Genomic DNA, 13,272 nt, shown 5'->3' with positions numbered 1-13,272 from the left:
GCCCTTGACGCAGCAACTTCGAGAGACGGAAACTTCCAGGTAGGCGACTGGATCCGTCCATGGAGGTACGCCATGTCCGCCACGCATGGGTTCTTCAGGGGCCTGGCGGCATTCGGCAGCGGCCTGGCCGTCCTGCTCGCCGGTCTCGCCCTCCCTGCCGCTGCCGAGCCAGAGACCCCGGTGGTCTACACCTCCGGCTCGACGGTGACGCGGGCCAACGGCCTCGGGTTCGATGCCTGTACCGCACCGTCGCTCGCTGCACTGCAGGCCTGGCAGGGTACGTCGCCGTACAAGGTCGTGAACATCTACTTCGGCGGCAACAACCGCGGCTGCACCCAGCCGAACCTGACCAGGACGTGGGTACGCGACGCCGTCGTGGGCGGTTGGAAGCTGCTGCCCACGTACTTCGGCAACCAGCCGTACTGCATGTTCGGGAACAAGCCGAACCGCTACACCGCCACCAACGCCACGTCCCGGGGAACCTCGGACGCCGAAGACGCGGTCACGCAGGCCACGGCCCTGGGAGTGCGGCCAGGGAGCGGCCTCTACGCGGACGTGGAGCACTACGACCGCACCGACCCGAACTGCCGGGTCGCGGTGCGCAGGTACGTCTCGGCGTGGACGAAGACCCTGCACGCGGCGGGGTACCTGGCAGGCGTGTACGCACACCAGGACTCGGGGCTGCGCGACCTCTCCGACTCCTACAGCTGGACGACGTACGCCCGACCGGACGCCGTATGGATGGCCCGCTGGGACGGCAACAGCTCGCTGACCAACTGGCCGACGGCGCCGAACACGCACTGGTCCAACTACCAGCGCGCGAAGCAGTACCTGGGCGACCACAACGAGACCTGGGGCGGAGTGACGATCAACATCGACTCCGACGCCGTCAAGGCGCCCGTCGCCACGGTCGCACGCACCTATCAGGTGACGAGCGCGACGTCGCTGAACGTCCGCAGCGGCCCGGCATCCTCCTACCCCGCCGTTCGTACCTACGCGCCGGGTGCCACGCTGTTCGTGGTGTGCCAGACCACGGGGCAGAAGGTCGGCACGACCGCGGTGTGGGATCGGTTGACCAACGGAGCATGGGCGAGCGACTACTACGTCTCGACCCCGTCGAACACCGGGTTCTCCGCGGAGCTGCCGCGGTGCATCTACCCGGGTCAGGTGGCCGTGGACTCACTCAACGCACGCACCGGACCGGGAACGTCGTACCCGACCACCGGCAGCCCGCTGCGCCGCGGCGCTCTGGCCTACGTGACGTGCCAGAAGAGTGGCAGCACGGTCGGCACCACCTCGGTGTGGAACAAGCTGCTCGGCGATCGCTGGGTCAGCGACTACTACGTCTCGAACCGGTCGAACACCACCTGGAGCTGGCCGGTGCCCCGCTGCCCGTGACACCGCGAGCAGCTCGAAGCGGACCAGCCCGGGCCGACGTCGGCCCGGGCTGGTCGGATGACGCTCGTCCTATGGGACGGGCATGTGGTGCCGGATCCACGCGGCCTGTCCGCCGTCGACCAGCAGGTCCGTCCCGGTGACGTACCGCGAACCGGGCCCGACCAGGAACGCGACGGCCTCGGCGAGCTCGCCCGTGCTGCCCATGCGGCCGATGCCGCAGGCATCGAGCATCCCGAGCATGTGGCTGCCCGACGCCGAGGCGGCCTCGGCCTTGGCCATGGCCGTGGAGATCACCCCGGGGCTCACGGTGTTCACCCGGGCGCCACGCAGGTTCCAGGCGAGCGCTGCCGCCTGGACGCGGACCTGGTTGGCGCGCTTGGCCAGGATGTAGGCCTGCATGGGGTCGGCGAGCGCCTGCACGACCGGCAGGTCCCTGAGCTCGCCGGCCGGGGTCGTCGCGAGCTCCCGCTCCTGCTGCCCGGTCAGCTGCGCGTAGTGCCCGGCCATGCTCGCGATGCACACGAGCACGAGCCCTGGCGCGGCCACCTCCTCGAACGCGTCGATCACGTGCGCGGTGCCGACGAGGTCGACGGCGAGCACCTGCTCGAGCGTGGCGGTGGCGGCGGAGACGCCGGCGGTGTGCACGACGGCGACCAGCCGGCCGGCGTCGGCAGCCGCCTTGGCCAGCCGGTCCACGGAGGCGCGGTCGGAGACGTCGGTGACCACGCCCGTGACGGCGTACCCGGACTCGTCCAGTGCCTGTACCGCGCGCTGGAGCGCGTGGTCCGAGTAGTCCGCCAGCAGCAGGCGGCGGCCGGTGCCGATCCTGCGGGCGATGGCCTCGCCCATGCCTCCGGCGCCGGTGACGACCACCACCTCCTCCTGCATGTCAGGCCGGTGCGACATCGCTGACCACCTCTCGTGGCTCCGTCGTCTCGCCGGCGGGCGGGTCGCCCACGGCGTCGTACCAGGTGGCGCCCGCGGCGATGTGCCGGCGCCACGGGCGTAGCGCCCGGGGCGGCAGACCGATCGCGAGCACGCCCACGAGCCGGTCGCCGGTGCGGTACGCGGCCAGGAAGCGCCGCTCGGCCGGGTCGCCCTCGACGATCCGGACCTCGTCGTGCCCGCGCAGGTACCCGTAGGCCTGGATCTTCATGTCGTACTGGTCCGACCAGAAGTACGGCACCGGGGCGAACGGCCGGGGCTCGTCGGGGTTCAGCAGGTTGCGCGCCACCGCAAGGCCCTGCTCGCCGGCGTGCGTGCGGTGCTCGATCCGCATCGACGTCCCGAACAGCGGGTTGTCCCACCGGGCCACGTCGCCGACCCCGTACACGCCCGGCGCCGCGGCGCAGTACTCGTCGCAGACCAGGCCGTCCGCGACGGGCAGCCCGCCCAGCTCCAGCCACCCCGTGTTCGGCACCGAGCCGACGGCGACCAGCACGTCGTCGGCCTCGACGGTCGTGCCGTCGGCCAGCTCCAGCCCGCCGTCGTACACCTGCGTGACGCCGACTCCGGTACGCAGGTCCACGCCCCGCTCGCGATGCGCCTGGGTCAGCACCTGGCCGACCTGCGCACCCACCGCGTGCGCCAGGGGCACCGGGGCCGGCTCCACGACCGTGACCTCGCAGCCCAGGCCACGGGCCACCGCCGCGGCCTCCGCACCGAGAAACCCGGCACCCACCACCGCCAGGCGCCGGCCCGGCCGCAGCCGGTCCCGCAGGGCGAGGGCATCCTCCAGGTCGCGGAGCACATGGCCCCCGCCACCGGGCAACCGGCGCGGGCTCACCCCGGTGGCCGCCACCAGGGCGTCGTAGCCGACCTCTTCCCCGGTATCCAGGGCGACCGTGCGGGCCCGGGGATCCACACCCGTTGCCGTCACGCCCAGTCGCAGGTCCAGGTTCAGCGCCTCGATGTCGGCGTCGGGCCGGAGCGGGAGCCGGTCAGGCTCCCACTCCCCTGCCAGGACCTGCTTGGACAAGGGCGGCCGGTCGTACGGCAGGTGCGGCTCGGCGCCGACCAGCGTGATCCGCCCGGTGAACCCGCCCCGGCGCAGGCCTTCGGCGGTGGCCAGGCCACCCGCCGAGGCGCCGACCACCACGACGTCGCGCACCGCTGGGTCGCGTGCCGCGTCACTCACAGCGCCACCAGGCGCAGCGCGGCCGCCGGGCAGACGGCGACGGCTTCCCGCACGTCGTCGAGCAGCTCGGCCGCGGGCGTCTCGTCCAGCACGACGGCGACGCCGTCCTCGTCCCGCTGGTCGAAGACCTCAGGTGCCACCATCACGCACTGGCCCGCGGCCACGCACTTGGGCTCGTCCAGCTCGATCCGGTGGGTCCCGGTCACTGTCTCGTCACTCATCAGTTCGTTCCTCTCCGGTCCGGTCCGCGGGTCACCAGGTCACCGGCAGCGAGTGCAGGCCGTAGGCAACGCCCTCGTAGGCGAAGTCCACGTCCTCGGCCGGGATCGCGAGCCTCAGGTCCGGGACGCGGCTCACCAGCGCCCGGAAGGCCACCTGCAGCTCGACGCGCGCGAGGGTCTGGCCCAGGCACTGGTGCGCGCCGTAACCGAAGGCGTGGTGCGAACGGGCCGAGCGGGTCAGGTCCAGCCGATCGGGCTCGGGGAACTGGGCGGGGTCCCAGTTCGCGGCGGCCACGTCGAGGACCAGGCCCTCGTCCTTGCGGATCACGTCGGCGCCCACCTGGATGTCCTCGTTCGCGATCCGGCGCACGCCGGTGTGCACGATGCTGAGGTAGCGCAGCAGCTCCTCGACGGCGGCGGCCACGGCCTTCGGGTCGTCGACGATCGACCGGAAGTACTCCAGCTGGTCCGGGTTCTGCAGCAGGGCGAGGGTGCCGAGACTGATCATGCTGGCCGACGTCTCGTGCCCGGCGATCAGGATGGCGGTGGACATCGACAGCGCCCCGCGCATCGTCATCTCGCCCGCCTTGACGCGTGCGGCGAGCTCGGACATGACGTCGTCGGCGGGCTCGGCCATCTTGGCCTCCATCGCCGCGGCGACATGGCCGCCCAGGACGGCGCCCGCTGCCGCGGACTCCTCGGGGGTGGCGTCGTGGCTGACCAGGACGTGGCTGGCGTGCTGGAAGTCCTCGCGGTTGCCGTAGTCCATGCCGAGCATCTCGGTGATCACGATGGTCGGCACCGGCAGCGCGAACGCCTGCACCAGGTCGACGGGCCTGGGCCCGGCCAGCATCTCGTCGAGCAGGCCGTCCACGAGCTCCTGGAGCCTGGGGCGCATCGCCTCGACCCGCTTCACCGTGAACGGCAGGTTCACCACGCGGCGCAGCTGGGTGTGCTCCGGGGCGTCCGTGTTGGTGATCAGCCGCGGCGTGTGCTGCGCGGACACGCTGCGGCCGCGGGTCATGTGCGGGTAGCCCTCGCGTCGCTCGTCGATGCTGAGTCGCGGGTCCGTGAGCAGCGCGTGCTGGTCGGCGTACTTGGTCACCAGCCACGGTGTGGAGCCGTCCCAGATCCGGGCGCGCGCCATCTGGTCGGCCTCGGTGGTCGCGAGGACGTTCGCGGGCTGGGCGAACGGGCAGCGGGGATCACGCGGGGTCGGGTAGTCGACGACGTCGGGCGTCCGGCCTGTGTCGGTGAGCGTCGTATCGGTCACGGTCAGCCTCCTGGGGGTATCGGGTCGTCCCGATCACACCAGGCAGGACTGACGACGACCGGACGCGAACCTGACGCGAACCTGACGGCTGATACGACCCGCGAACCCTCACATCTCACCCGCCCGCCGGGCGTCTCCCCGTCCGGGGGCTCGAGATCAGTCCCCGACGACGAGGGAATAGCCAAACCCGCGCTGGGTGCGGATCAACGCCGGCCGCTCGCGATCGACCTTCCGGCGCAGGCGCGAGACCAGCCGCTCGATCGCGTTGTCGTCCCGGACCTCGCCCCACACCCGGCGCGCGATCTGGTCCTTCGACAGGACGGTCCCGACGTGCAGCAAGAGGGTGCGCAGCAGCCGGTACTCCGCCGGACCCAGATCGAGGTCGCGCTCCCCACGCCACGCCCGGCAGGTCGCCTCGTCCAGGCGGAGGTCGCCCTGAACGAGGACCTTGTGCTGCCCCGTGGAGGAACCGCCACGCAGCAGCAGCCGGACGCGAGCCAGCAGGTCGCCCACGCGCAGCGGCTTGCTCAGGTAGTCGTCACCGCTGAAACCGACCTCGGTCGTCACCATGTCGATCTCGCTGCCCGACACCAGGAACAGGACAGGCATCTCCCGGTCCTGCGGCGCCCACCGGGGAATGTGCCGCAGACCGGGCAGGCTCGTGTCCACGACCAGGAGATCGAACGGCTCCGTACGTGCCCGAGTCACGGCCGCCGGCGCGCTACCCACGTGCTCGACGTCGTAGCCGGCCAGACCCAGGGTGGTGAGCAGAAGGTCCAGCACATCCTCGTCGGAGGCGACCACCAGGACCCGCCCGCCCCCGACTCCAGCCACCGGCGTTCCGGCGGCGACCTGCCCCGACGCTGCTGCCATCCACCCCTCCAGATCCGGACAAAGACCTCCGGATCAGGGTACGCGGGTATGGGTGAATCCGGCGCCGTCCGGGCGGTGACCGAGTGTCAGGTTCGGCGAGCTGGGCCCTATGCGTTCACCACAGGCCGCCCTTGCGGCGCTTGCTGCTCCCTCACGGATGGCCACCGGATCGTGACGACCACGGAGTCAGCCTCGGCCTGCCAGGAGTGATCGATTCCGGGGCCCCAGACAACGTAGTCTCCCTGCCGCGCAAGGACAGTGCTGCTGACGGTCAGATCGAGGCGGAACCGGCCGTTGACGAGCAGGAGCATCGTGGTGCGCTGATCGTCAGCAGTCCACTCGGGTCGTTGCTGGCCGGCCGGATGGATGCCCCACTTCACCTCGAGTGCGTCAGAGTTGCGGACAGCTGCCCCGGGAGTCTCCGGGGAGATGAAGTTGCCCAGGAGCCAACCACGGTGCTGATCCGCGTCGTCAGTGGCGTTGCCGCTGTACCACGTTGACATCAGATTCCCCATTCGACGGCGGGCAGATCGACGCGCCCTTCTCCGATCTCAGTGAGACGTCGGAAGCCTTGGAGCAGGGCAAACAGTCCTTCGGTGCTCCAGGCAGGGTCGTGCGCGAGTGTATCCAGAAGGATGCGGTCGCGACTGGAGTAGCGGCGTAAGTTGTTGGACTCCCAGTTGGCCTCGATCTGTCCGCCGAAACGGGTCCACCACTCCTCGTCGTCGATGACGACCAGGCTGGCGAACTCGTAGTTTCCGGTCAGGAGGTTATAGCCGAATCCGGTGCACTCCATGCGCCAGACCTGCTCGTCGGTCCGCTCCATCAGCCACGCCATGGGTTCTGAGAGCCGGCTGAGGTGCATGGGATCTGCCTGCCTGGACTCTCCGATCGTGGAGTCGACCTCGGTCCGGCCGAACAGCTCCTCTTCCATCTCTCGTGCGAGGGTCGCTCCGATCGGCGCGTCGTCGGCGATGTCGACGAGTGGGCCGTGGAAACCCTTGGGTATCACTGAGAGTCGTCTGCTGCCGTTCAGTACCTGATTCGACCGCGCCTGGATCAACAGCAGGTAGTCACCTTCGTGTCTCCATGTTCGCGGGCGAGCGATCGCGGTCAACGCAAGCGCGCCACCAGCACACAGCCGAGCGCCAACATCCAGAACCGCTGACAGGTCCGGGAGGTACCGGTCACGCAACGGTAGGTCGCCGCGCACGGGCCGAGGCTTCCTCGCGACGGCGTCGATCAGTTCGTTTTCGAGCAGGTCCAGTGTGAGGGCGTAGTGAACGAAGTCCGTCAGTGCGAGGCGCCCGGTCATTCCGCCGCGGCCGATCTTCAGTTCGACGAGGCGGTACAGGTCACGGTTGACCAGCGTCGTTCCGAAACGCTCGACCTCTGCTACCCGCCGGAGCGCCGCGTCTAGTTCGGCGACGCCGAGCGTCGGCCTTGGAACCGGTGCGGTGTCGAGCCGAAGGCCATCCAGGTCTTTCCCGATTGGTAGGGCAAGGTCAAGCCAGTCCGGTCGAGTCACGATGCTCGTCGTCAGCGTGCCAAGTTCCGTCCGCGCCGAGTACGCCTGCCATCCATCGCGGAAGTCGTAGTAACTCCCCAGGGCAGCCACGATCTCGCTTCGACCAACGTCGGCCCGAACGACCTGCGGCAAGGCGTTTGGCCGACGGTCGCTGCCTTGGGACAGCGCCTCGACTCTTCGTCTTGCCTCGCCGGAAGCGAGACCAGCGACATCGTCGACCCAACCGAGCGCAGCGTGCATCCCGGGCGACATCGTGCGACGTTCCGCGGCACTCGGCCGGCCTGTCCCTGGCGCCTCGGCCAGCGGGACAGTCTCGCTGTCGAGCAGGCGGTCAAGTTCCGTGGGAGTCATCTCAAGGCGAGAGGCGAGCTGCAACCGCAGCACTGGTTGAGGTTGCGACGCGCCAGACTCCCAACGAGCGATCGTAGTTCGGTCGACTCCGAGCGCCTCCGCAAGGCGCTCCTGCGAGTAGCCCGCGACCTTCCGGCGTCGAGCGAGCTCATTGCGACGGTCGGTCACGGACAGCCCCCTGGTGCGCCAGCAAATCAGTGTGATGCATGTCCCGAGCGCACGGCGCCACGGAGATGCCACATCTTTGCGACAAGTACGCCGTGGGAGCGCGAGGCACGCGCGGCTTGAATCGAATCCACCGGAAACGTCGGATCCGATGACGGAGGAACCAGCCATGACGCTCGCTCCAGAACGTGAAGAGATCCACCCGATAGGCAGCTATCAGCCGGCACCCGCGGTGACCAGGGATGACCAAGTCCGAAGCCTTCTGCGATCCGTCATCGACACCGGGATGGAGTTCAAGGGACGGGAGCAGATTTACGGTGAGCGTTTGGCTCCCGAAGCGATCCGTGACCGTGTTCTCGACGAGTTTCCTGAGACCGGCACCGCCCTTCCAGAACTGATCGAGGAGTTCAAGGCCAAGCTCTTGCCGCTGTGCAAGAACGAGGCGAGCCCGCAGTTCCTCGGTTTCGGCGACACCGGCGATGACCCTGCCTCGTTGGCTGGCGGCCTGCTGTCGATGTTCACGCAGCAGAACTTGATCAACCAGAGCTTCGACTCGCCCAGCGCGACGTTCGCTGAGATCGCCGTCCTGCGCTGGACGCGCGATCTGCTGGGTCTTGCAAACCCGGCAGTCTCGGACGTGACGTCGGTCTGGCAGGCGGGTGGCGTCGTGACCACGGGCGGGACGATGAGCAACACGATCGCGATGATGCTTGCTCGGGAGAACAAGATCCCGGGATCGATGCAGACCGGGATCACGGACCCGTCCAAACTTGCCGTCGTCGTGCCGCGTGGGATCGGGCACTACAGTGTTCGATCCTCGCTTGCCTGGATCGGGTGCGGCAGCGCCGTGATCGAGGTCGACACCGACGGCTTTCGATACGACCTGGATGCGCTCCGCCGCGCCTTGGAAGCACACCAGGGACGGATCATGGCGGTAGTCGCCTACGCGGGCGACTCCCGCGCTCACACGGTCGAGGACTTACACGCAGTGCATGACGCCGTGCGCTCTGCCGACCCGTCAATCTGGCTGCATGCCGACGCCTGCTGGGGATTCGCCGCGACGTTCAGCCCTGCGACCAAGCATCTGGTCGATGGCATCGAGCTGTACGACAGCATCACCGTGGACCCGCACAAGGTCATGGCCGTTCCATACGCGGTCAGCGCAGTCCTCACCCGAGAGGTCGGAGCGCTGCGGGCGATCAGCAGCCACTCCGACCTGATCATGCAGGAGGACTTCGCCTTCGGTCAGGTCACGCCCTTCGTCGGCTCCAAGCCATGGTCGTCGCTCAAGCTCTGGATGATGATGCGTGCCCATGGACGCGCGGGGCTCGCAGCGATCATGGATCGACGGATGGCGGTCATGCGCGGCTTCGTCGCGGAACTGGACGCCCGGCCCGCGTTTGTCCGGCTCCATGACCCAGACCTGACCGCGCAGGCATTCCTGTGGATACCGCCGGATGAGGACCACACCATGCCCGACATCGAGCGGATCAACGCGGTCAACACGGAGATCCACAAACGCCTCCTGGCGGACGGCAGCTGGCACCTGCACCAGTTCACCATCCCCGATCCCGGGCGGTTCGAACGCGGGCGGCTGCTTCGGCCGCTGCGCTTCATGAGCATCAACCGGCGCATCGAACGTCGACACGTCGTTGGGGTTCTGGACTTCGTCGAGAGCCTGGGCCGTCAGGTCGTCGCCGACCCCAACTTCACGAAGGAGCGCTGATCATGCCTGAAACCACACTCCCGTTCCGTGCCGTCTACCACGCCCCCGACGTCTATGACCGAGTCCTGCTCTCGCACTGGTTCGACGGTGTCGAGGACGTCGACCTCGTCCGACGGATCATGCGTGACCAGCACGGACCCGTACCGGAGTCCGCCACGCTGCGCATGCTTGAGCTCGGCTGCGGTACCGGCCGTGTCACCGAAGCGATCGCCCCGTACGCCGCTGCACTCCACGGGATCGACTCCGGTGCGCCCATGATCAACAAGTTCACGGCGCGGTACCCGCAGGCAACCGCGACCCACACCGACATCACCACCGCTGTCCATGCCCTGCACACTGCTGGTGAGAAGTACGACCTCGTCGGCGCGTTCTGGTCGCTGTCGTACCCCATCGGGGATTGCTTCGAGACCCTCACTTCTCAGGGCATCCGAATTCGCCCCGACCTGGACGCCGGTGTCGAGGAAGCACACCAGCTCGTACGCGAGATCGTGGACCTCGTCGAGGATGGCGGGCATCTGCTGGCCCTGTTCTTCGACAGTGACGCGCCAGAGCAGCAACTGGTCACGCGCGCCTGGGAGCGCATCGCGCCGTTCCCCGGCACAGGCCGCGGCTTTGCTCGCGAAACGCTGCTCGCGGCGCTACGTGCGGCAGAGGACGACGGACTCGGTCGCCTCTCGCACAGCCGCATCGGCGGTATCTCACTGGCCGACAGCCCCGCCGCCGCGGTCGACTGGTTCACCGTCGTGCACATGAAGTCCATGCCGGTCCTGGTCGCCGACCCGGAGGTACGTGCTGAGATCGAGGACTTCGTACAGACGCACACCACCGACGCCGGGCGCGTCCTCCTACCCACTGGTGTGCACGTCATCGACTTCTGGCGCGGGCCACGCACCCGCCACCTCCCCTCCGACAGCAAGGCGACGTCGTGACCACGGTGCAGGCCCTGGCGGCGGCAGCAAACATCCAACAAACCAGGGGCGGCCTGTTCGCGATCGCCTATGGATCGCATGCCCGAGGACGAGCGAGGTCCTCGTCGGACCTCGATCTGCTCTTCGCCTGGCAGGCCGATCCGGCGCCGGGGATCGTGGACCGGCTCGTCACCGATGTCGAGCGCCTCCACACGGCGCACGGCCTCGAACTCGACCACGAGGTCGCCTACCCGGCAAAGCTCTGCGTCACCAGTGGCGAACTCACCGACGCCTTCGGACTACGAGGCTTTGCTCCGACCGTGGACGGCGCCCTCACCGTCACGCCCGTGACACCCGACCCGGGCTACCTCAACTCCGCGGTGTTCAAGGCCCGCCTGATCCTGAACGCCTTTACCAGCCCCCACACGTTCCTGACCGGCGACGCCGTTGCCTACGAGGGGTGGCGATTCGAGGCTGTCCGCGCCCTGTGTCTCCTCGGCCTCGACCTCGTCGACGGCCTGGGTGCGTTCACCGCGGCGGACATCGTCGAGCGCCTCGTGCGTGACCCGGCAACGGGAGCAACCGGCGAGGACTGGCTCGGCTACGTCAACGCGGACGCGCCGCACCTGTACGGCACCATCGCGATGGCACTGCCCGACCTCGTCTCCGACGGCGTTGCTGCTCCCTCGAACGGCACACTCTGGCGGCAGAACGACCGCGCACGGCGCAGCGTGATCCTGACCGTCTCAGCTCGTTGGCGTGCCCGTGCCATGCCGCTGTGAACAGGTGAAGCTGCACATGTTCCCTAGACTTGCCGTCGCCCCACCCATTCCAGGTCGGGGCCTCACACAACCCCGATTGGAAGGTTCACGCGTGTCTGACGTCGTGGCGATCAAGGACCAGGTGGAGGCAGCCGTACAGGCCGCCCTGTCCCAGGTGCTCCCGGCCGAGCTGGCCGGCACCGACCCGGTGGTCCGACGATCCGACCGCGCCGACTTCCAGGCCAACGGCACGCTCGCCGTCGCCAAGAAGGCCGCACGCTCCCCGCGTGACATCGGGGCCGACGTCGCCGGACGCCTGACCGGACTCACCGCCGAGGTCTCGGGTCCGGGATTCCTGAACATCACCGTCCCCGACGAACTGGTGTGGTCGGCCGTCTCGGCACGGCTCGCCGATGACCGGCTCGGCCTGACTACGCCCCGCTCGGGTGAGCGGGTAGTGGTCGACTACTCGGCGCCCAACGTGGCCAAGGAGATGCACGTCGGTCACCTGCGCTCGTCCGTGATCGGCGACGCGCTCGTGCGGGTGCTGAGCCATCTGGGCGCGGACGTGACCCGGCAGAACCACATCGGGGACTGGGGCACCCAGTTCGGCATGCTCATCCAGTACCTCGACGAGCACCCGCAAGTGTCCTGGAAGGGCCGAGGCGCCGAGACGATGTCTGCTCTGGACGGCCTGTACAAGACTGCCCGGGCCGAGTTCGAGGCCGATCCGGCGTTCGCGGACCGCTCCAGGGCCCGCGTCGTGGCCCTGCAGTCCGGTGACGACGCGACCTTGAGCATGTGGCGGGACCTGGTCGCCGAGTCGGAGAAGGCATTCGAAGTCATCTACGACCGGCTCGGGATCCTGCTGGACGGCGGAGACTTCGACGGCGAGTCCCGCTACAACGACGCCCTGTCCGACGTGGTCGACCACCTGCTCCGCACCGGAATCGCCACCGAGTCCGACGGCGCCGTGGTCGCCTTCACCGACGGCGTCACCGGCCCCGATGGCGACCCCGTGCCGTTGATCGTGCGCAAGAAGGACGGCGGCTTCGGCTACGCGGCCACCGACCTGGCCACGCTCCGGTTGCGGGTGGACCACTACAAGGCCGACCGCATCCTCTACGTCGTCGACGTCTGGCAGGCACTGCACTTCCGCATGGTCTTCGACATCGCCCGCCGCGCAGGCTGGCTGCCCGACACCGTCCAGGCAGAACACGTCCCGTTCGGCACAGTGCTCGGCACCGACGGGCGGCCGTTCAAGACCCGCTCCGGTAAGACGGTGCGGCTGGCCGACCTGCTCGACGACGCCGAGGCCGCCATCCGCGCCGTCCTCGAGGCGAAGGAGCACGACTTCGCCGACGCCGAGCTCGACGCCGTCGTGCACGCCGCCGGGATGGCCGCGATCAAGTACGCCGACCTGTCAAACACCCGCACTAAGGACTACGTGTTTGACGTGGACCAGATGGTCGCCACGACCGGCAACACCGGCGTCTACCTGCAGTACGCGCACGCCCGAGTCCGCTCTATCCTCCGCAAGGCATCCGCCGCAGCACCAGCACAGCTTGAGCCGATGGCTGCCGGGTCGGCCGCGGCCAACGTCATGCCGGTGGACATCACGCTGCCGGCGCACCCCACCGAGAAGGCCCTAGCGCTCATCCTCGACGCCTTCGACGCCACTCTGCGCGACGTCGCACTAGCCCTCGAACCGCACCGGCTATGTGGGTACCTCTACGACGTGGCAACCGCGTTCACCAGGTTCTACGACGCGTGCCCCGTCATGAAGGCGGACGACGACGCCGTGCGCGCCAACCGGCTCGCTCTGTGCGACCTCACCGGCCAGACCCTCGCCACCGGCCTGGACCTTCTCGGCATCCGGGCACCCCAGAGGATGTGACATGTCCGTAGGGAACGCAATGTCGCCACCACCC

12 protein-coding genes are annotated in these 13,272 nt (G+C 68.8%); 5 read left to right on the top strand and 7 right to left on the bottom strand.

From position 1 onward, the window contains the following. Positions 1-72 precede the first annotated feature (72 nt). Positions 73-1,398: a glycoside hydrolase domain-containing protein gene (locus tag C8K30_RS22155; RefSeq protein ID WP_108495066.1), complete on the top strand. Its 1,326-nt coding sequence runs from the start codon at positions 73-75 to the stop codon at positions 1,396-1,398. Between the two features lie 69 nt (positions 1,399-1,467). Here C8K30_RS22155 and C8K30_RS22150 read toward each other — a convergent pair whose 3' ends face one another. From C8K30_RS22150 to C8K30_RS22120, 7 genes are all read right to left on the bottom strand, one after another. After that, positions 1,468-2,304 carry an SDR family oxidoreductase gene (locus C8K30_RS22150; RefSeq protein WP_233257366.1) on the bottom strand — a complete coding sequence of 279 codons (837 nt, stop codon included), beginning with the start codon at positions 2,302-2,304 and terminating at the stop codon, positions 1,468-1,470. Further along, entirely contained in the window at positions 2,288-3,535 is a 1,248-nt protein-coding gene (locus tag C8K30_RS22145; protein WP_199230636.1) for an NAD(P)/FAD-dependent oxidoreductase, read from the bottom strand. The genes C8K30_RS22150 and C8K30_RS22145 overlap by 17 nt, the downstream gene beginning before the upstream one ends. Then, the gene (locus C8K30_RS22140) at positions 3,532-3,756 is read right to left on the bottom strand and encodes a ferredoxin (protein ID WP_108495064.1); all 225 of its coding nucleotides are present in this window, start codon (positions 3,754-3,756) and stop codon (positions 3,532-3,534) included. Before C8K30_RS22140 ends, C8K30_RS22145 begins: the two co-directional genes overlap by 4 nt. A 31-nt stretch (positions 3,757-3,787) precedes the next feature. Beyond that, positions 3,788-5,029: a cytochrome P450 gene (locus tag C8K30_RS22135; protein WP_199230635.1), complete on the bottom strand. Its 1,242-nt coding sequence runs from the start codon at positions 5,027-5,029 to the stop codon at positions 3,788-3,790. A gap of 156 nt (positions 5,030-5,185) precedes the next feature. Then, positions 5,186-5,902 carry a response regulator transcription factor gene (locus tag C8K30_RS22130; protein ID WP_108495063.1) on the bottom strand — a complete coding sequence of 239 codons (717 nt, stop codon included), beginning with the start codon at positions 5,900-5,902 and terminating at the stop codon, positions 5,186-5,188. A gap of 107 nt (positions 5,903-6,009) precedes the next feature. Next, on the bottom strand, positions 6,010-6,405 hold the full coding sequence (locus C8K30_RS22125; protein ID WP_199230634.1) for a signal peptidase I: 396 nt from the start codon (positions 6,403-6,405) through the stop codon (positions 6,010-6,012). Next, positions 6,405-7,949 (bottom strand): helix-turn-helix transcriptional regulator, encoded by a 1,545-nt coding sequence (locus C8K30_RS22120; RefSeq protein ID WP_199230633.1) that lies wholly within the window; start codon positions 7,947-7,949, stop codon positions 6,405-6,407. Before C8K30_RS22120 ends, C8K30_RS22125 begins: the two co-directional genes overlap by 1 nt. Positions 7,950-8,115: 166 nt before the next feature. Here C8K30_RS22120 and C8K30_RS22115 point away from each other — a divergent pair, with 166 nt between their 5' ends. From C8K30_RS22115 to argS, 4 genes are all read left to right on the top strand, one after another. After that, on the top strand, positions 8,116-9,672 hold the full coding sequence (locus tag C8K30_RS22115; RefSeq protein ID WP_199230632.1) for a pyridoxal-dependent decarboxylase: 1,557 nt from the start codon (positions 8,116-8,118) through the stop codon (positions 9,670-9,672). 2 nt (positions 9,673-9,674) lie between these two features. Then, on the top strand, positions 9,675-10,601 hold the full coding sequence (locus tag C8K30_RS22110; RefSeq protein WP_108495060.1) for a class I SAM-dependent methyltransferase: 927 nt from the start codon (positions 9,675-9,677) through the stop codon (positions 10,599-10,601). Next, a complete protein-coding gene (locus C8K30_RS22105) occupies positions 10,598-11,362 on the top strand; it encodes a nucleotidyltransferase domain-containing protein (RefSeq protein ID WP_108495059.1) in 765 nt (254 codons plus the stop codon). Before C8K30_RS22110 ends, C8K30_RS22105 begins: the two co-directional genes overlap by 4 nt. A gap of 91 nt (positions 11,363-11,453) precedes the next feature. Continuing rightward, entirely contained in the window at positions 11,454-13,238 is a 1,785-nt protein-coding gene (gene argS / locus C8K30_RS22100) for an arginine--tRNA ligase (RefSeq protein WP_108495058.1), read from the top strand. Positions 13,239-13,272: the final 34 nt, after the last annotated feature.

It is taken from the genome of Promicromonospora sp. AC04 (assembly GCF_003058225.1).
In the GTDB taxonomy this organism is placed as follows: domain Bacteria; phylum Actinomycetota; class Actinomycetes; order Actinomycetales; family Cellulomonadaceae; genus Promicromonospora.
This window is presented reverse-complemented; position numbering and strand designations above follow the sequence as displayed.